Here is a 19730-nt window from a genome sequence, read left to right as displayed (position 1 = left end):
AGTGTGATTGGTATAATAAAAGGGTGGCTCATAGAATAAAACGGCCCGCTATTAATAGCGAGCCGTAAATAAGCGTTAGTCTGAGCTAGGGCTTACAGAACTTTCAGTACGTCTTCTAGCGCTAAGCGAGATTTTGGCAAGCTTGCGTTGTAGTCTTCTTCTTTATGGTGGTAACCCATTGCTAAAGCAACGTTACATTCGTAGCCATCTAATTCTTCTTTAAAGATGTCACCAATCAGCTCGCTATCAATGCCTTCCATAGTGGTAGAGTCAATACCAAGGCGTGCTAGTACATGCAAAGTGTTACCAAGGGCAAGATAAGTTTGAGATTTGGTCCACTTAGAGTTATCGCCCGTTTCATCTGTGTTTAGATCGACAAAGGCAAATCCACCAAAGGCTGCTTCACGTTGCTCTTTAGGAGTACGTCCGTCTTCAATGCCTTTATCAACAACTTTTGCGTAATCGTCTCTTGTGTAATGAGGATTGTGCGCAAATAAAACGATATGCGAAGCCGATTTGATATGAGGCTGGTTAAATTGGAATTTATTAGCAAAAGTGTCGTGCATACGCTGCTTTGCGGCATCGCTTTCGATAACAATGAATTTCCAAGGCTGAGAGTTGATAGAAGAAGCAGACAGACGAATTGCTTCATAAATCACATCTAAGTCTTCTTGAGGAATACGTTTCGTTGCATCGTAACGCTTAGCGGTATATCGGTTTGCTAAATCAGTAATGATAGCGTGAGTCATGGTAAATCCTTATTCATTGAGGAGAGCAGCGCGATCGCTGTCTACAAGCGATGTCGTTCAAGTTAATGCTAGATTATTTGAATACACTTTTCGAATAAACAGCATTTTTTGCAATTCACTTTCAAATTAAATGTAAAAATCAAAAGTGACCTCTCAATGTATAGATGAATTTGCATATTGTAACTAATTGATTTCAAAAAATGTCATTGATGATTTGCCACTTGAAAAACACACAAGGGTGCGGATTGAGTTTGCGATTACCTTGCTTATCTTTCATAATCAGCAAAAATCACTCTCACTTGAACAGCACAATGAAAAGACTAGTTTTATACGTAGCGGATAAATGCCCTCACTGTAAAGACGCGCAGCGATACTTAGACTCTAAGGGGTATAAGTACCGTTTAACCAATGCCAAAATGCAACGGGGACGTAAGGAGTTGCAAGCTATGGGTGCACGCTCGATTCCAGTCTTAAAAATTGGCGATCAAATCATGGTGGGATGGAATCAGAAGAATTTTGAAAAAATGTACAATAGCTAATGATTATCCCTAATATGATTTTAAACGACAAAAAAGAGGCCAAGTGCCTCTTTATTTATCGTTTGAAACTGTGGTTATTTGGCTGAATCAGTTTCTATTGGTACTACAGCGCTAGCATGAGAACCTTTAGGGCCTTTTTCTACTTCATAGTTGACAGTTTGACCCGCTTTTAACGTTCTATATCCATCCATTTGAATCGTAGAATAGTGGGCAAAAATATCGCCGTCTTCACCTTCTGGGCAAATAAAACCAAATCCCTTGGCGTTGTTGAACCACTTAACAGTACCTGTTGCCATGCTTTACATCCTTATGCATTTGTTACGTGTTGTGCGCTGTGTACGATAATAGTAATCGTAGTCTCACTTTTTCTCGTTTCAGTCAGTTTAGTTAAGAGAGTGAATCAGCCGATCCTCTCAAAATTTGTACTGGAACAATAAAATAATGTAGACAAAGAATCCCCATCGTCAAATTATTCATGAAGATTCGTTAATAGAATGATAACCATTCGTTGCCAGTTAAACAATGGCAATTAACGGATATGTGTGTTTCGGTCAAACTATGAGCAAGCACAGAGATGATCAGATCGTTTTTGTTAGAAATATTGGTTAATAATTCGCTGTTCGATACTGATAGCAATGTTTTATTTGCAGGGATACAATTGCTCTATTAGTCTCTTAAGTAGCATAAAGAATTTTTTGCTACCCGAATGAGTGTTTTTTCTACAAAAGATGTAAAAATGACTGAATTTTCTGATTGGGTGACTCCGGGTTTTGACTTGCTGGAGAGAGAAAAAACCGAGGTAAAACCACCACCTATGTATCACGTTATTTTAAATAACGATGATTATACCCCGATGGATTTCGTGATTGAGATCCTTGAGCGCTTTTTTGGTATGGATGCCGACAAAGCTGCGCAAACCATGCTTCAGGTGCATTATGAGGGGAAAGCACGTTGTGGCACGTACACAGCTGAAGTTGCAGAAACAAAGGTTGCTCAGGTTACATCGTATTCTGAAGAGCAACAACATCCTTTGCTATGCACTATGGAAAGAGCATAACCACATTGCTATCAACATTGATTAAGTGGTTGTTTTTGAAGTTTTAGGGAGGCCTGTATGCTAAACAAGGAACTAGAAACAAGTTTAAATGGCGCTTTTTCTCAAGCGCGAGATAAACGTCACGAGTTTATGACGGTAGAGCATCTGCTGTTGGCGCTTCTAGACAACCAGTCTGCGAAAGAGGCTTTAAAAGCCTGTGGAGCGATCCTAGATACCATTCGCCAAGAATTGGATGTGTTTATCGAACAAACCACACCGTTAATTGCGGTGGATGATGCCACTCGAGAAACGCAGCCTACTTTGAGCTTCCAGCGCGTACTTCAACGTGCAGTTTTTCATGTGCAGTCGTCTGGGCGTAACGAAGTCTCTGGTGCGAATGTGCTGGTGGCTATTTTTAGTGAGCAAGAATCTCACGCCGCCTACCTCCTGAAAAAAAATGACATTAGTCGTTTAGACATCGTCAATTTCATCTCGCATGGCATTACTAAAACTGCCAAAGATGATTCTTCTGAGTTATTCGGCAGTACAGAAACGACCGAAGAAGTGGCTCAAGAAGACCAACTGGAAAATTTTGCGACCAACCTAAACATCGTGGCACGTAACGGCAATATCGACCCGCTTATTGGGCGCGATCAAGAGCTAGAGCGTACCGTGCAAGTGTTGTGTCGTCGCCGTAAGAATAACCCATTGCTGGTGGGCGAGGCTGGTGTAGGTAAAACCGCAATTGCAGAAGGTCTAGCCTGGAGAATCGTCGAAGGCGACGTTCCTGAAGTGATTGCCAACTCGGTTATTTATTCTCTAGATATCGGTTCATTGCTAGCCGGTACTAAATACCGAGGCGATTTTGAGAAGCGATTTAAGAACATTCTTAAACAGCTAGAAAAAGAAGATGACGCCATCTTATTTATTGATGAGATCCACACCATTATTGGTGCGGGGGCTGCATCAGGTGGTCAAGTCGATGCCGCAAACTTGATTAAGCCTCTACTAAGCAGCGGTAAGTTGCGCTGTATTGGTTCAACCACCTATCAAGAATACAGCACCATTTTTGAGAAAGAACGTGCACTGTCACGTCGTTTCCAAAAAATTGATGTGGTCGAACCGTCTTTAGATGACACCACCAAAATCTTAATGGGGCTGAAATCTAAATACGAAGAGCACCATGAAGTGCGCTACACCAATAAAGCCCTTCGCGCGGCAGTAGAATTGTCAGCGAAATACATCAATGAACGTCATTTGCCAGATAAAGCCATTGATGTCATCGATGAAGCCGGGGCAAAAAGCCGCTTAGTTCCAAGCAGTCGTCGTAAGAAAACCGTAGGCGTTGGTGATATCGAAGCCATGGTCGCTAAAATGGCGCGTATTCCGGAAAAATCTATATCTTCATCAGATAAAGACATTTTACAAAATCTCGACAGCAAGATGAAAATGCTGGTGTTTGGCCAAGATGAAGCCATTGATGTGCTTACCGAATCTATCAAGCTTTCTCGCGCTGGATTAGGCGCTGAAAACAAACCTGTGGGTTCTTTCCTATTTGCTGGCCCTACAGGGGTAGGTAAGACGGAAGTGACCGCACAGCTAGCTAAGCTGATGGGTATTGAGCTATTACGCTTTGATATGTCGGAATACGGTGAGCGTCATTCAATCAGCCGATTAATTGGCGCGCCTCCGGGTTATGTGGGTTATGACCAAGGTGGATTGCTGACGGACGCGGTAATTAAACAGCCACACTCAGTGGTGCTGTTGGATGAAATCGAGAAAGCGCACCCTGATATCTTTAATTTGCTATTGCAGGTGATGGATAACGGCACCTTAACCGATAACAACGGCAGAAAAGCCGACTTTAGAAATATTATCTTAGTCATGACCACCAATGCCGGTGTGGTTGAAACTGAGAAACAATCTATTGGTTTGATTGAGCAAGATCATGCGCCTGATGCGATGGCGATTATCAAAAGGGTATTTACCCCAGAGTTTCGAAATCGTTTAGACAACATCATTTGGTTTAATAGCCTAGATGAAGTGGTCATTCAGCAAGTGGTTGATAAGTTCATTGTGGAACTGCAAGCGCAATTGGATGTAAGAGGGGTCTCTCTAGAGGTGACTGATAACGCTCGTCATTGGTTAGCCGTTAAAGGTTACGATAAGGCGATGGGCGCACGACCTATGTCCCGTGTGATTCAAGACAAGCTGAAGAAACCATTAGCCAATGAGTTGTTGTTTGGTCGCTTGATCAACGGTGGTTCAGTGGCAGTGGATTTGGTTGATGATGAACTAAAATTCAATTATGCCAATGCCGAAGAAGAGGCACTGCATCATTAATTGGAATAGCGAGCTCTAAGTCTTAGAGTTCGCTTACTTTATTCTCATTGTACAAGCATAAAAAAACGGAGCAGAAGCTCCGTTTTTTTATGCTTTGTTAATAGAGATATTAACGAGCACGGAAGACGATGCGGCCTTTGCTTAGGTCGTATGGAGTCATCTCTACAGTCACTTTATCGCCAGTTAGGATACGGATGTAGTTTTTGCGCATCTTACCAGAGATGTGAGCAGTCACAACGTGACCATTTTCTAGTTCTACACGGAACATAGTGTTTGGCAGAGTGTCTAGAACCGTGCCTTGCATCTCAATTACGTCTTCTTTAGCCATTTAATCCTCGATCAGAATAAGGGTAGTTTGGGTAGCTCACTTAGCTACCTATTAACATTGGGCGATATTCTACCCTTGCCACCGGTGATTTACTAGCTTTTGATGCGAATCAAATCGGACTTTGTAGTTCATCGCTGGGCATTCATCAATTTGATAGCCCAAATAAAGCCATTTTTTCCCTTGCGAATGGGTGTGTTGGATTTGATACAAAACAGAGAGTGTGCCCAATGATAACGGGTGCTCAGGGTCATAAAAGGTATAGAAAGCACTGTTGGCACTGCTGACTTGATCGGTCACGGCCACAGAGATTAACTGCTCTTGATAATAGATTTGCAAAAACGTACAAGGAATGGTCGTTGAATTGATGAATTTACTAAATTCTGCTTCCTTTGGCGGGTACATAGTGCCTTCAAAATGACGTGCCTCTATATATTTTGCATACAAAGTAAACCAGTTTGGGTCAATTTCAGTGCTGACTTTGCATGTGTATTGCTTAGCTTTGTTGAGCAATCGTTTTTGACTTTTGGAAAGTGCAAAATGCTCAACATCAATGCGTATCGCAACGCATTTATTGCAGCTTTCACAGTGCGGACGATAAATCATCTCGCCACTGCGTCTAAACCCATTTGCCAGCAGTAATTCATATCCCTCTGATGTATGTAATTCATCTTCAAGAATGATCGCCACACGCTCTTGCTGATCTTTTAAATAACTGCATGGATGATTTTGTGTAAAACCGACTTTAATTTGTTGTAACTCAGGATTCATCGATTAAATAGCTCCCTTAGTGCGAAGCGAAAAAGCAGGGTAGGTTGGTTTAACTCAATTGTAGACTTTGTGCGGCGTAACAGGTGTCACTCATGGTTAAGTCTCTATTACTTAAAAGATAGTCTTGAAATTCAGTTCTGGGTATTTCAATTGCGCCTAATGAAGCCAAATGTGGGTTCATGATTTGGCAGTCAATGAGTTTGCCACCTTGCTGTAAAAAGTGTTGGCAAAAGTGCCATAAGGCAATCTTTGAGGCATTGGGTTTAGTGCTGACCATAGATTCGCCACAAAACACTTGCCCAACCGATACACCATACAAACCGCCGATCAACTGTTGTTGATCCCAAACCTCGACCGAATGACAGTGTCCGGCTTGCGCTAACACTTGATAGGCTTGGATCATTTCATCGGTAATCCACGTTTCTTCAATCGGGCGAGAACTGGCGCAAAGGGCAATTAATTGCTCTGTTGCATGGTTTAAAGTGACCGTGTAACCGTGTTTGCGCTGAAATTTAACTAAACTTTTTGCCGGCTTAAAGGTCTCAGGGATAAATACCGCTCTTGGTGATGGACTCCACCATAGAATGGGTTCACCATAGCTATACCATGGAAAGATACCCTGTCGATAAGCACTGCATAGCCTTTTCACTGACAAATCACCGCCCAGTGCGAGTAAACCATTTGGCTCAGTCAATGCTAAACTGGGATCAGGAAAGTGCGTATCGTTATTATTGAGTTCTGGAAGATATAAGGTCATTAGACAATGAGACTATTCATTACGTTTTTACTGTTGTTCCCATTAGTAACACAAGCGGCGTATCAAAGAAATACAGCCCGCCCAGTAAATGAAGTGGTTTACGGCCATGTTGAGACTGTTCGTTACATTTCTCAGCAGCAGATCGTAGAATCAAAAGCTAAGGGATGGCAAACCTTACTTGGCGCCGTAGTGGGTGGGGTCGTCGGTAACCAGTTTGGTGATGGTACGGGCCGAGAAGTGGCTACCGCTGTTGGCGCCGTGGCGGGCGCGGGCGCCGTTCAACACTTTGGCCATCAAACTTATAAAGTGGAACATAAGTTGGTTGAACTGTTAATTAAAACCGATGACAACCGCTTAATTGATGTCATTCAAGACATTGATAGAAATATGTTGTTTTCGAATGGAGATACGGTGCGAATTTTGTATTTTGACAATGGTGTACGGGTAGATTTGCATCAATAAAATAAAATTATAAGATTTAGTGCAATTGAGCCTGTTTTTCTGTCTGCAATTTCGATAACCTGAAATGAATAATGAAATCATGATTTAGCATCAAATTGCTTTCAAGGAAAACCGTCAATGGAAAGCTTAACTCTGCAACAAATTTCTAAAGTAGATGGCGAAGTAAATTTGCCCGGTTCTAAAAGCGTCTCTAACCGCGCTTTATTACTTGCCGCTTTAGCTCGTGGTACAACACGCCTTACTAATTTACTCGACAGTGACGACATCCGTCATATGTTGAATGCACTAAAACAGTTGGGTGTGACTTATCGTCTATCTGAAGATAAGACCAGCTGTGAAGTAGAAGGTCTTGGGGGTAAATTTAACGCCCCAGAAGCTCTGGAACTGTTTTTAGGTAATGCTGGTACGGCAATGCGTCCTTTAGCTGCGGCGCTTTGCGCAAGCCAAGGTGACTTTATCTTGACTGGCGAACCTCGCATGAAAGAGCGTCCTATTGGACACTTAGTGACTGCTTTGCGCGAATCTGGCGCTGACGTTACTTATCTTGAAAACGAAGGCTTTCCACCGCTTAAGATCCAAGGTACTGGACTTAAATCAGGTGAAGTGTCTATTGATGGTTCAATCTCAAGCCAATTCTTGACCGCATTTCTAATGAGTGCTCCGCTAGCCGATGGTGATATTACAATCAACATTGAAGGCGACCTAGTTTCTAAACCGTACATAGATATCACTTTGCACATCATGCAGCAGTTTGGTGTGAGCGTAGAAAACTACGATTACCAAAAGTTCATCGTACGCACTGGCCAAAGCTATGTTGCGCCGGGTGACTTCCTTGTAGAAGGCGATGCCTCTTCGGCTTCTTATTTCCTAGCGGCTGCGGCAATTGGCGGTGGCTCTATTAAGGTAACGGGTATTGGCAAAGACAGTATCCAAGGCGACATTCAATTTGCTGACGCGCTACAAGCTATGGGCGCAGGTATTGAGTGGGGCAGTGACTACATTATCGCGCGCAAAGGCGATCTTAAAGCGGTAGATTTAGACTTTAACCACATCCCTGACGCAGCGATGACGATTGCGGTTGCCGCTTTGTTTGCCGAAGGTACTACGGCGATTCGTAACGTTTACAACTGGCGCGTAAAAGAGACCGACCGTTTAGCGGCGATGGCGACTGAACTGCGTAAAGTGGGTGGCATTGTGGAAGAAGGTGAAGATTACATTATCATCACGCCGCCAGCGCAGCTTAATCATGCGGCAATCGATACTTACGATGATCACCGCATGGCAATGTGTTTCTCGCTCGTTGCCTTTGGTACATCAGTGACGATTAATGACCCTAAATGTACATCGAAGACCTTCCCAGATTACTTCGATAAGCTACAAGGCTTGATTAGCGAGTAATCTTTGCTAGCCAAAGCAGAAATAAAAACGGGTTCCTAATTAGGAACCCGTTTTTGTATGTGCGGTATAACAGAGAATTACTTCTGCAGATCTTCTTCTAAGATAGATTTATTATGGCGAAGCATAGTTAAAATATCTTTAATGTAGCCATCTGAACGCTCTGAGTAGCTGCCTAGACCGTAAATAAGTTGTTCGGCGGTTGGCGTTTTATGCTGAGCGCGAATGTTGGCTCTTAGCTCACGGAAGCTGCGGTAAGCTTGGTTAGTGTTTAGATTGTCAACGTAGGCCGCAACTGAGTCACCGACAGAGTCAAAGGTTGCCACTTCGTGAGTCATGCCTTTTTTACGTTGGCTAGGAACTACGCCACAGCCTTTCGTGAAACACCATTGACCGAAGAAGTTATTGGCTTGTTTAGCAAAGCGAGAAGTCCCCCAACCACTTTCATTAGCTGCTTGAATAAGCACTAATTGTTCTGGCACTTCATCAACGTGAACCAGTAAGGTATCAATCTCGTTTAAAGTGAAGTCTTTGACTTCTACACGGTATTGTTTTGCCAATTGAGTCACTGTATCGCGCTCAGAAGAGGATAATTCCTGTTGCTTAGCTAATTTATTTTGTAACGAAATAAGTATTTCACGTTGATGTTTAACGAAGGCATTTTTCTGTTGAACATAAGGTTTTATGAATTTAAAAAATTCACTTTTCTTCTGATGAACATCAGTAATAGCAGCAAAATCAGGTAAAGGAACGGCTTTAAAATGAGGCTTAGAGTTGTCAAGCATTCCAAAGTGATAGTAAATAGAAGCGGCTAAAATAATGCCGACAGTACTCAGAATGATTGTGCCATTGGTGGGTATAAATTTTTTTAAACTCACAGTATTACCTTGTTTGTAGATGCTAAAAACGTGAAGTAGATCATTATATGCAATACTAGCTCGGTTAGATATCCATGTAACCTTATGTTCCGTGCTTTATATTGTTGCAGACCAGATAGAAATTGAAAGAGAGTATTGAAAGAGCCCCGTGCGGAGCTCTTGAAAACATTATTTTACAGTGAATTCTTTTGATAAATGATGAGCTAAGTATTTGAACATATTGAAAACGGCTGTAGTATTCTGCGTTGGCAAACCTTTGTCATCTAAAAAATAGTCGCCCTTAAAAATAAGTACGTCGTCTTTTTCGACTACCGAAGTGGCGCGCATTCCTTCTATATAGTCGTCATGTTCTTGGATGAGATTGTTTGCAATCAGTAATAGTTCAAACTCTGAAATAGGTTTTTTATCACTCATTTTGGTACCTGTTGTTCTAATCAATATTCGCGCTCAGTGTACCCCGATAATTAAGCAAAACAAAAGCACATTTATCTAAAACAGTCTATGGTTTACCTTCGTGATATTGCCTAATTTGCACACAATTAGCCGTAAAAGAGAAAAAATGGGTTGATTTTGAAAAATTATCGCTCAATAGTAAAAAAAGAATCAAAATTCGAATTCGCACTTTTTGCGAACCAAAATATAGGACAAAACGTTCAGTTATGGGTAAGTCTCTCGTTATAGTGGAGTCACCTGCTAAGGCAAAAACAATTAATAAATACCTTGGTAAAGACTTCATTGTTAAATCTAGTGTTGGTCACGTACGTGATCTACCTACCGCTGGTCAGTCGAGCGGTAAAAAGGCTACGCCTATCTCCACCAAAGGGTTAAGTGCGGAAGAAAAAGAACGCATTAAAAAAGAAAAAGCCAAAAAATCACTGATTAAAAAGATGGGTATTGACCCATACCACGGTTGGGAAGCCAATTACCAAATCCTACCGGGCAAAGAGAAAGTCGTTGCCGAATTACAAAAACTGGCTAAAGACGCTGACTACGTTTATCTCGCAACCGATTTGGACCGCGAAGGAGAAGCTATCGCATGGCACCTTCGTGAGATCATCGGCGGCGATGAACAGCGATACAAGCGAGTGGTATTTAACGAAATTACTAAAAATGCCATTCAACAAGCATTTGAAGCACCAGGCGAACTGAATATAGACGGCGTAAACGCTCAACAAGCGCGTCGTTTTATGGATCGCGTGGTGGGCTTTATGGTTTCTCCACTACTGTGGAAAAAAGTGGCTCGTGGTCTTTCTGCAGGTCGCGTACAGTCGGTTGCCACTAAGCTGGTGGTTGAACGTGAACGTGAGATCAAAGCGTTTGTACCGGAAGAGTTTTGGGACGTACATGCCAATACGCTAACGGATAAAGCCGACGATTTTCGTCTGATCGTTGCACAACGCAACGGTGAGGCCTTTAAACCGACGAATGAAGCAGACACGACCTCTGCCCTGAATTTGTTGGAAAAAGCCGAGTACGAGGTGTGTAAGCGCGAAGATCGCCCTACACGCAGCAAACCTTCAGCCCCTTACATCACTTCTACCTTACAACAGGCAGCAAGTACGCGTTTAGGCTACGGCGTTAAGAAAACCATGATGCTAGCGCAGCGCTTGTATGAAGGTGGTTACATCACTTACATGCGTACTGACTCAACGAACTTGAGCAGTGAAGCGGTAGAGAACCTACGTAGCTTCATCGGTAGCGAGTACGGTGATAAGTATTTACCTGAAAAACCATTGGTTTACGGTAGTAAAGAAGGCGCGCAAGAGGCGCACGAAGCGATTCGTCCTTCAAGCGTTGATGTGAAATCAGAAGATTTAGTCGGCGTTGATAACGACGCACACAAACTGTATGCCTTAATTTGGAATCAGTTCGTTGCATGTCAAATGACGCCTGCGCAATACGATTCAACCACTATCAGTGTTAAAGCCGCGGAATTTACCCTTAAAGCGAAAGGTCGTATTCTGAAATTTGACGGTTGGACTCGCGTACAGCGTCCAATGGGCAAAAATGAAGATCAGATCCTTCCAGAAGTGAAATTGGGCGATAAGCTGTCTCTTAAAGAGCTTGAGCCAAAACAACACTTCACTAAACCAACCGCTCGCTTTACAGAAGCGGCTTTGGTTAAAGAGTTAGAAAAACGCGGTATCGGCCGTCCATCAACGTATGCGTCTATCATTTCGACTATCCAAGACCGTGGGTATGTGAAAGTAGAACAGCGTCGTTTTTACGCTGAGAAAATGGGTGAAATCGTATCGGATCGTCTAGACAAAAGTTTTGTCGATCTGATGAACTACGATTTTACCGCGCGTATGGAACAAAAACTGGACCAAATCGCCGAAGGTGAAGCGACTTGGACACAAGTGCTCGATCGCTTCTTTAAAGATTTCTCCTCTGAACTTGAAAAAGCAGAGCTGGATTCTGACCAAGGCGGTATGGAACAAAACCACATCGTTGAAACAGACATTGAGTGCCCAACGTGTTCAAGACCTATGGGTATTAGAACGGCATCAACAGGGGTATTCCTAGGCTGTTCTGGTTACGCATTGCCACCAAAAGAACGTTGTAAAACAACCATTAACCTTGGTGACGAAGACGGTATTATTAACGTCTTAGAAGACGATCCTGAAACAGCAGCACTGCGTGCTAAACGTCGTTGTCCAATTTGTGAAACAGCAATGGACGCGTACTTAATTGACGATAAGCGCAAGCTACACGTGTGTGGTAATAACCCTAACTGTGAAGGCTATACCGTAGAGTATGGTGAATTCAAAGTGAAAGGGTACGACGGTCCTGTTGTTGAGTGTGACAAGTGTGGCGCTGACATGGTGTTGAAAAACGGCCGTTTCGGTAAATACATGGATTGCACCAGCGAAACATGTAAGAACACGCGTAAGATTTTACGTAACGGCGAAGTTGCTCCACCAAAAGAAGATCCTGTGCATCTGCCTGAGCTACCTTGTACACAGTCTGATGCGTACTTTGTATTGCGTGACGGTGCTTCTGGTCTATTTATGGCAGCCAGTAACTTCCCTAAATCTCGTGAAACACGAGCGCCATTAGTGGAAGAATTAGCGCGTTTTAAAGATCGCCTTTCTCCTAAGTTCCAATACTTAGCGGATGCACCAACAGAAGATCCTGATGGTCGTCCAACGGTGGTTCGCTTTAGTCGTAAGAGTAAAGAAAACTATATCCGTTCTGAAATCGATGGTAAGCCTTCTGGTTGGACAGGTTTATTTATTGACGGTAAGTGGGAAATCACTGACAAACGTAAAAAGCCGAAAGCAAAAAGCGAATAGCGTTTTCAATTAGATAGATGCAGAACCAAGGTGTTGAAAGATACCTTGGTTCTTTTTTTTGCGTAAAATTTGCACAGTCAGTGCATTTAAAATTGAGCTAAACGTTTGCGTTGTTTTACTGTGTTGAAGCTCACATTTCTAGGGTCTACAATTTAAAAATCTACTTTCTAATACAGAATTTAAATGAAATTTCCCGGCCAACGTAAGTCTAAACACTATTTTCCTGTCAACACGCTTGATCCTTTAGTCCCGAAAACCCACGCCAAAAGCAGTGTTAATTGCACTCACGTGGTGGGGATCGATCAAACTCTAGTGGATATCGAAGCTAAAATTTCTGATGACTTCATTGATAAGTTTAATTTAAGTAAAGGTCATTCATTAGTTGTCAGCGATGAGGTGGCGGAAGCTCTGTATTCTGAATTGAAGCAGCAGCAGTTGATCACTAACGAATACGCAGGTGGCACCATAGGTAACACGCTACACAACTATTCAGTATTAGCGGACGATAAATCGATTTTATTGGGCGTGATGAGCTCGGACATTAAAATTGGCAGCTATGGGTTCCGTTATCTTTGTGATACGTCGTGCCGAATGGATCTTAACCATTTACAAGGGGTGGAGGGCGCGATTGGACGCTGCTTTACCCTGATCTCTGAAAACGGCGAGCGTACTTTTGCCATTAGTGAAGGGCAGATGAACCAGTTGCAGGCTAAAAGTATCCCAGAAGAGGTCTTTTCCGATGCTGCTGCATTAGTCTTAACCTCTTACCTTGTACGTTGTAAAGAGGGCGACCCTATGCCTGAGGCAACGATGAAGGCGGTAGAATATGCCAAGAAGCACAAGGTGCCGGTAGTGCTAACCTTAGGCACTAAGTTTGTCATTCAAGATGATCCACAGTTTTGGGTAGATTTTATTGCAGAGCATGTTTCTGTAGTGGCAATGAATGAAGAAGAAGCTGAAGCGTTAACTGGGCTTAGCGATCCATTACTGGCCGCAGATAAAGTCTTAGATTGGGCGGATTTGGTGCTGTGCACAGCAGGCCCTATTGGGCTGTTTATGGCCGGTTATACCGAAGAGTCGGCTAAGCGTGAAACGTCTTTACCTTTGCTTCCTGGTACGATTGCTGAGTTTAATCGCTATGAGTTTAGCCGTCCGGCATTAAAGTCAGAATGCGCCGAACCTTTTAAAGTCTATTCGCATATCTCACCGTATATGGGCGGCCCAGAGAAGATCAAAAATACCAATGGGGCAGGGGACGCTGCTTTATCGGCACTGCTACATGATTTATCCGCCAACCGATTCCACAAGTCGAATATTCCTAATTCTAGTAAACACGTAAATGAATATTTAACTTACTCTTCCTTCTCTCAAGTGTGTAAATATGCAAATAGAGTGAGTTATGAAGTATTAACTCAACATTCTCCACGCTTATCTAGAGGCTTACCTGAAAGAGAAGACAGCCTTGAAGAAGTATATTGGGAAAGGTAGATGTAATAACCTTTAAATTAATATGGTTATACAAAACATACTGCATTATTTCGATAACACAACAAACGTTATAACATAACGTTTATTGTGTTATAAACGAAACAATATCTAAAATTAACAGGTGTTGTCATTATTTTGTAATAAATTGCAGGCAATAAAAAAGCTCCTTATAAGGAGCTTTTTTGCATCTAATGATAAATCTTGTTAGCAATAATTATTATGCTTTGATCAAGAACTCATCTAGAGATTTACCGTTATCAAGTTCAGTTTGGATCGCTGATGGAGTACGGCCTTGACCAGTCCATGTTTTTTGCTCACCGGCTTCGTTGATGTATTCGTATTTAGCTGGGCGAGGTGCACGCTTCGCTTTTGCTTTATTTGATTTAGATGAGTTATCACCTGCAACAGCCGCTACTAGGTCTTCGATATCGATACCTTCGCTAATTAGTTGCTGTGCGTATTCAGCCAGTTTTCTTTCTTTTTCTTCACGTGCTGCGCGTTCTTCAGCTTCATTATCACGGCGTTCTTCAACAACCGTAGTTAATTTATCAAGAGCTTCTTCTAGTTGCTCTAGTGTTAGCTCACGAGAGAAAGCGCGAAGGCTACGGATATTAAGGAGTGTTTTTGTAATTTCAGACATATTTTGGTCCCATCAGATTAATATCATCAACTAAAGTTGACATAGTAACGTGCACTGGTGTGCTACACAATAATTCGATTATATAAGAGCTTTGCTCATAGTTAAATATAAAATAAATAAATTTTCAAAATTAATAAAGTTAATTCGTAAATTATATTCAAAATTAAATGTAATTTATAAAGTATTACTTATATTAAATAATTCAAATTGTAACTGTTTTTGTATAAAAGACGCTAATTAGCGTCTCAGTCGAGCAATCTCTTTTTTGTGTAACTGTTTGATATGTATTGATAAAAAATCATTTCGGTCGAGTGCCATCATAAACGATTAGTTTTCATTATAGATTCGAGCAACTTGCTATTTAGTAGGAGGACTTGGCTTTCTGTTGCTTTTCTATTTTATGTTAGTAAAATGCTCCGCTCTTAGAACACCTAGTGGCATATCGAATTGTTGAAAGGTGTTTTCTAGGATTGAGGCGCAGTTATTATCAGTAGTTGGCAATAGGGTGATTCCGTTGTAATTGTTAACGAAAGGAGTAACTGCCGAAATGAATGATTTAATCAGGATCATTTGTTGGGGTTATTTTCGAAAGAAGTAACACTGCCATAGTCTATTGTGTTGTTAAACTATGGAGCGCTATTGTGGGAATCTGCCTTTGAGTAGATTGCTTATTCAACATCAAGTCGAATACCTCGCTACAGTAGATCTCTTACCAAATATATAAATAAGAAGATCATGAATTTATTGGATTTTGCATCATCTCCTATCTCTCTAGTGCCACCTTTATTGGCATTGGGATTAGCGATTATTACCCGTCGTGTACTCCTTTCTTTAGGTACGGGTATCGTTCTGGGCGGTTTCCTTTTAGCTGATTACTCTTTCACTGGAGCATCAACTTACATTTTTAATACCGTTTATAGCGTATTTGTCGAAGACGGCAGTATTAACTCATGGAATATGAGTATTGTCGGTTTCTTATTATTACTGGGTATGATTACCGCTTTATTGACTCTCTCTGGCGGTACTAGAGCGTTTGCTCAGTGGGCTCAAGTTAAAGTAAAAAGTAAGCGCGGTTCTAAATTATTAGCGGCTTTTCTTGGCGTATTCATCTTTATTGATGATTACTTTAACAGTTTAGCCGTGGGAGCTGTGGCTCGTCCTGTGACGGACCGTTTCTATGTATCTCGCGCTAAACTTGCTTATATTTTAGATTCTACTGCGGCACCTATGTGTGTGTTAATGCCTGCCTCTAGTTGGGGCGCATATATAATGACCATTATCGGCGGTATATTAGTGAGTCATAACATGACCGAATATTCTGCCTTTGGTGCTTATGTTCGCCTAATTCCAATGAACTTTTACGCGGTATTTGCTTTATTAATGGTATTTGCGGTGGCGTGGTTCAAAATTGATGTCGGCGCAATGCGTCATCATGAAATAAAAGCCTCACAAGGTCGTGGTTTTGATGTGGATGATGAAAACGCATCCGCGGCGGATGATGAACTGGATATTGAGCAAAGTTCTAAAGGCTCTGTGGCGGATCTTATTTTGCCGATCGTGACCTTAACAGTCGCAACCATTGTCGCCATGATGTACACCGGTGGTGTTGCGTTGTCTGATAGTGGGCAACAATTTACCGTATTGGGCGCGTTTGAAAATACCGATGTGGGCAGTTCTCTGATTTACGGTGGTGTTGTTGGCTTTGCGGTAGCATTAATCACAGTATTGAGACAGCGTCTTCCAGCCGTCGAAATTGGTCGCACATTATGGATTGGTATTAAATCCATGTTTGGCGCAATTTTGATCCTAATTTTTGCATGGTCTATTGGTAGTGTTATCGGAGACATGAAAACCGGTTCTTACCTGTCTTCGCTTGCTCAACAAGCAAATATTAATGCAGCGTTGTTGCCGGTTATTCTATTCTTGCTTGCTGGTGTAATGGCATTTTCAACCGGCACTTCGTGGGGCACTTTCGGTATTATGTTGCCGATTGCCGGCGATATGGCAGGGGCAACGGACTTAGGTTTGATGTTACCTATGCTTGGCGCAGTATTAGCAGGCTCGGTATTTGGTGACCATTGTTCTCCTATTTCTGACACCACGATATTGTCATCAACAGGCGCACGTTGTAATCATATTGACCACGTATCAACGCAGTTACCATATGCTTTATCTGTGGCGCTAATTTCTTGTGTCGGCTTTATTACGTTAGGCATGACAGAATCAATTGTCATTTCGTTCGCTGCAGCAAGTGTGGCATTTGTTGCTGTGTGTTTTGCGCTTTCAATTTTGTCACGCTCAAAACTCACATTCGGAAAAGCATAAGTTAGTCGCTTAATTTAATTAATACTTGAAAGGGAGCTTAGCTCCCTTTTTTGCGTTGTTAGGGGCTGACAACTGAATAAGCGCTCTCTCCCAAACGCTATGTTTTGGTTTTTACTTCATTTTGATTGTGGTGCAGATGCACTAATGGCCGACAATCAGGCAACAAAATGGTGATAACAACCCATAACGGTGCAAAAAATTTACTGTGCATCATTAACAAGCGAATAAATTTCCAAATAAAACAATTTTTTCATAATTTAACTGTTGCAAAGTTTATTCGGCTTGGTTAGTGTGTTTGTACACCAATTGAAAGAAAGCCTTAAATTATGCGCACATTAGATATGAACAATCATCATCACCATCACCTACCTTAATCTTTCGGGTGAGTTGCGCGTACCCGGGAGATACAGCTCTCGGTGGTTAAATCAAGCATTACAGATTTAAACCCTTGGGAGCTTAGCCCCAAGGGTTTTTTTCATTTTATCGATTATTAATTTTAAGCATCAGTACAGGGAATTTGCCATGCAAACACAACGTCTAAGAATTGCCATTCAGAAGAAAGGCCGACTAAGCAAAGAATGTCAGGAATTACTGAAGAAGAGTGGTGTTAAGTTTAATATCATGGGCGAGCGTCTGGTTGCTCATTCTTTAAATACTCCAATCGACTTATTGTTAGTTCGTGACGATGATATCCCTGGTCTTATCATGGATGGTGTGGTTGATTTAGGCTTTATCGGTGAGAACGAACTAGAAGAAGTTCGTCTGGATCGTAAAGCAAAAGGCCAGCCATACGGATTTAAATCGCTACGCCGTTTAGATTTTGGTACTTGCCGTCTTTCTATTGCGGTAGACAAAGAGCTGAACTATGCAGGCCCGCAAGATTTAGCTGGCAAACGCATTGCCACGAGCTACCCGCACTTATTAAAAGCCTACATGGACGAGCAGGGCATCGACTTTAGCACTTGTATGCTAACCGGCTCTGTAGAAGTGGCTCCGCGCGCAGGTTTAGCTGATGGTATTGCCGATCTTGTTTCTACTGGTGCAACACTGGAAGCCAACGGCCTTAAAGAAGCCGAAGTTATCTTCCGCTCTAAAGCCACTCTTATTCAACGCGATGGTGAGTTTGACCAAGATAAACTTGACCTTATCGACAAGTTACTCACTCGCATGCAAGGCGTTCAGCAAGCTAAAGAATCAAAATACATTATGCTGCACGCACCGCTTGACCGTTTGGAAGAGGTCACCGCTCTACTGCCTGGCGCAGAAGACCCAACAGTATTACCTCTTTCAACGGATAAAACGAAAGCTGCTATCCACTTGGTAAGCTCAGAAAATCTGTTCTGGGAAACCATGGAACAGCTAAAAGAATTGGGTGCAAGTTCAATCCTTGTGTTACCTATTGAAAAAATGATGGAGTAAGTGATGAGAACCGTTACCTGGGAATCACTAAGCGCAGAACAGCAAAACGCCGTACTGCAACGCCCTGCAATCACCGAGGGTGCAAATATTACAGCCGCAGTTACAGCGGTTGTTGAGAGCGTAAAAACAGAAGGCGATAAAGCGCTACTGGATCTTACTGAAAAATTTGATGGCGTTCGTCCTGAGAGTATTCGTGTAAGCAATGAAGAAATTGATGCGGCGGCAGCGCGTCTGCCTGAGAAAATGAAAGCGGCGCTTAATCAAGCGTACAAAAACATTGGCGCATTCCACCAAGCGCAAAAACTGCCACCTTTGACAGTAGAAACTCAGCCGGGCGTAGTGTGTGAGCTTGTGACTCGCGCGATCAATACTGTGGGCTTATACATCCCTGGCGGAAGTGCACCATTGCCTTCAACAGTGCTAATGCTAGGTGTGCCGGCACAAATTGCGGGTTGTAATAAAGTGGTGTTGTGTTCACCACCGCCAATTGCAGATGAAATCTTGTATGTAGCTAAGCTGTGTAACATCGATGAGGTGTACAACTTAGGCGGCGGTCAAGCGATTGCGGCAATGGCGTACGGAACAGAAACTGTGGTTAAAGTGGATAAAATCTTTGGCCCAGGCAATGCCTACGTGACCGAAGCTAAACGCCAAGTAAGCAATGACTTCCGTGGCGCCGGCATTGATATGCCAGCAGGACCATCAGAAGTTATGGTGATTGCCGATGAAACCGCCGATGCTGATTTTGTTGCTGCGGATTTACTTAGCCAAGCAGAGCATGGCCCAGATTCTCAATCGATTTTAGTCACCACCTCTGTGCTATTAGCAGACAAAGTGACCGATGCAATACAGCGTCAACTGGCTGAGCTTTCTCGTAAAGAGATTGCCGAACAAGCCTTAGCATCAAGTTTAATTGTCATCGCAGAATCATTGACTCAAGCGGTAGCGATTTCCAACTTCTACGGCCCTGAGCACTTGATCGTGCAAACGCGAAACCCAAGAGAGTTATTGCCACTTTTGGATAACGCAGGTTCCATCTTCTTAGGTGACTGGTCTCCAGAATCCGCCGGTGATTATGCGTCAGGGACTAACCACGTATTACCGACTTATGGCTACACTCGCACCTACTCAAGCTTAGGCCTTGCTGATTTTAGCAAGCGCATGACAGTACAAGAGCTGACTCAAGATGGCCTGAAAACGCTAGCGCCAACGGTTGTGACTATGGCGGAAGCCGAAGGTCTTGATGCGCACAAACGTGCGGTCACCATTCGCGTGGAAAAACTGTTAGCGGCAAAGTAGGAAAGAAG

18 protein-coding genes, 1 riboswitch and 1 other annotated feature are annotated in these 19730 nt (G+C 42.6%); of the genes, 10 read left to right on the top strand and 8 right to left on the bottom strand.

Annotated elements, in window-relative coordinates; translation table 11 throughout:
• Positions 1–92: 92 nt before the first annotated feature.
• A complete protein-coding gene (locus VHA01S_RS12970; protein ID WP_023404817.1) occupies positions 93–749 on the bottom strand; it encodes an NAD(P)H-dependent oxidoreductase in 657 nt (218 codons plus the stop codon).
• Between the two features lie 311 nt (positions 750–1060).
• Here VHA01S_RS12970 and VHA01S_RS12965 point away from each other — a divergent pair, with 311 nt between their 5' ends.
• Positions 1061–1288, top strand: a complete 228-nt coding sequence (locus VHA01S_RS12965) for a glutaredoxin family protein (RefSeq protein ID WP_023404816.1) — start codon at positions 1061–1063, stop codon at positions 1286–1288.
• 74 nt (positions 1289–1362) lie between these two features.
• Here the strand turns inward: VHA01S_RS12965 and cspD are convergent, their stop codons facing one another.
• Positions 1363–1584 (bottom strand): cold shock domain-containing protein CspD, encoded by a 222-nt coding sequence (gene cspD / locus VHA01S_RS12960; protein ID WP_023404815.1) that lies wholly within the window; start codon positions 1582–1584, stop codon positions 1363–1365.
• A 440-nt stretch (positions 1585–2024) separates the two neighbouring features.
• On the opposite strand from cspD, the gene clpS reads away from it, so the two are divergent.
• Complete coding sequence (gene clpS / locus VHA01S_RS12955) at positions 2025–2345, top strand: ATP-dependent Clp protease adapter ClpS (RefSeq protein ID WP_039970909.1); 321 nt, start codon at positions 2025–2027, stop codon at positions 2343–2345.
• Positions 2346–2402: 57 nt separating this feature from the next.
• Positions 2403–4667: an ATP-dependent Clp protease ATP-binding subunit ClpA gene (gene clpA / locus VHA01S_RS12950; RefSeq protein ID WP_023404813.1), complete on the top strand. Its 2265-nt coding sequence runs from the start codon at positions 2403–2405 to the stop codon at positions 4665–4667.
• 109 nt (positions 4668–4776) lie between these two features.
• Here the strand turns inward: clpA and infA are convergent, their stop codons facing one another.
• The 3 genes from infA to aat form a co-directional block, all read right to left on the bottom strand.
• Positions 4777–4995: a translation initiation factor IF-1 gene (gene infA / locus VHA01S_RS12945; protein WP_001040192.1), complete on the bottom strand. Its 219-nt coding sequence runs from the start codon at positions 4993–4995 to the stop codon at positions 4777–4779.
• 69 nt (positions 4996–5064) lie between these two features.
• Positions 5065–5763: an arginyltransferase gene (locus tag VHA01S_RS12940; RefSeq protein WP_023404812.1), complete on the bottom strand. Its 699-nt coding sequence runs from the start codon at positions 5761–5763 to the stop codon at positions 5065–5067.
• A gap of 49 nt (positions 5764–5812) precedes the next feature.
• The gene (gene aat / locus VHA01S_RS12935) at positions 5813–6520 is read right to left on the bottom strand and encodes a leucyl/phenylalanyl-tRNA--protein transferase (protein ID WP_023404811.1); all 708 of its coding nucleotides are present in this window, start codon (positions 6518–6520) and stop codon (positions 5813–5815) included.
• Between the two features lie 6 nt (positions 6521–6526).
• On the opposite strand from aat, the gene VHA01S_RS12930 reads away from it, so the two are divergent.
• Both VHA01S_RS12930 and aroA read left to right on the top strand, forming a co-directional pair.
• Positions 6527–6982, top strand: coding sequence for a glycine zipper 2TM domain-containing protein (locus VHA01S_RS12930; protein WP_023404810.1), 456 nt, complete (start codon positions 6527–6529; stop codon positions 6980–6982).
• Between the two features lie 117 nt (positions 6983–7099).
• Positions 7100–8380 (top strand): 3-phosphoshikimate 1-carboxyvinyltransferase, encoded by a 1281-nt coding sequence (gene aroA, locus VHA01S_RS12925; protein WP_023404809.1) that lies wholly within the window; start codon positions 7100–7102, stop codon positions 8378–8380.
• Between the two features lie 77 nt (positions 8381–8457).
• On the opposite strand, the gene VHA01S_RS12920 is transcribed toward aroA, so the two are convergent.
• Together VHA01S_RS12920 and VHA01S_RS12915 are read right to left on the bottom strand one after the other, a co-directional pair.
• Positions 8458–9255, bottom strand: a complete 798-nt coding sequence (locus VHA01S_RS12920) for a glucosaminidase domain-containing protein (protein WP_023404808.1) — start codon at positions 9253–9255, stop codon at positions 8458–8460.
• A 168-nt stretch (positions 9256–9423) separates the two neighbouring features.
• Positions 9424–9669: a YciN family protein gene (locus VHA01S_RS12915; RefSeq protein ID WP_039970907.1), complete on the bottom strand. Its 246-nt coding sequence runs from the start codon at positions 9667–9669 to the stop codon at positions 9424–9426.
• 245 nt (positions 9670–9914) lie between these two features.
• Here VHA01S_RS12915 and topA point away from each other — a divergent pair, with 245 nt between their 5' ends.
• Both topA and VHA01S_RS12905 read left to right on the top strand, forming a co-directional pair.
• Positions 9915–12551, top strand: a complete 2637-nt coding sequence (gene topA / locus VHA01S_RS12910; protein ID WP_023404807.1) for a type I DNA topoisomerase — start codon at positions 9915–9917, stop codon at positions 12549–12551.
• Between the two features lie 183 nt (positions 12552–12734).
• On the top strand, positions 12735–14039 hold the full coding sequence (locus VHA01S_RS12905; RefSeq protein WP_023404806.1) for an inosine/guanosine kinase: 1305 nt from the start codon (positions 12735–12737) through the stop codon (positions 14037–14039).
• 217 nt (positions 14040–14256) lie between these two features.
• Here VHA01S_RS12905 and VHA01S_RS12900 read toward each other — a convergent pair whose 3' ends face one another.
• On the bottom strand, positions 14257–14679 hold the full coding sequence (locus VHA01S_RS12900) for an H-NS family histone-like protein (protein ID WP_023404805.1): 423 nt from the start codon (positions 14677–14679) through the stop codon (positions 14257–14259).
• A gap of 462 nt (positions 14680–15141) precedes the next feature.
• Positions 15142–15326: riboswitch (Lysine riboswitch) on the top strand.
• Between the two features lie 88 nt (positions 15327–15414).
• Here VHA01S_RS12900 and VHA01S_RS12895 point away from each other — a divergent pair.
• The 3 genes from VHA01S_RS12895 (at position 15415) to hisD (ending at position 19722) form a co-directional block, all read left to right on the top strand.
• On the top strand, positions 15415–17004 hold the full coding sequence (locus VHA01S_RS12895; protein ID WP_023404804.1) for a Na+/H+ antiporter NhaC family protein: 1590 nt from the start codon (positions 15415–15417) through the stop codon (positions 17002–17004).
• A gap of 349 nt (positions 17005–17353) precedes the next feature.
• Positions 17354–17482 (top strand) — a sequence feature (His leader region).
• Between the two features lie 44 nt (positions 17483–17526).
• A complete protein-coding gene (gene hisG / locus VHA01S_RS12890; protein ID WP_023404803.1) occupies positions 17527–18423 on the top strand; it encodes an ATP phosphoribosyltransferase in 897 nt (298 codons plus the stop codon).
• A gap of 3 nt (positions 18424–18426) precedes the next feature.
• Entirely contained in the window at positions 18427–19722 is a 1296-nt protein-coding gene (gene hisD, locus VHA01S_RS12885) for a histidinol dehydrogenase (protein ID WP_023404802.1), read from the top strand.
• Positions 19723–19730: the final 8 nt, after the last annotated feature.

Source organism: Vibrio halioticoli NBRC 102217 (assembly GCF_000496695.1).
In the GTDB taxonomy this organism is placed as follows: domain Bacteria; phylum Pseudomonadota; class Gammaproteobacteria; order Enterobacterales; family Vibrionaceae; genus Vibrio; species Vibrio halioticoli.
This window is presented reverse-complemented; position numbering and strand designations above follow the sequence as displayed.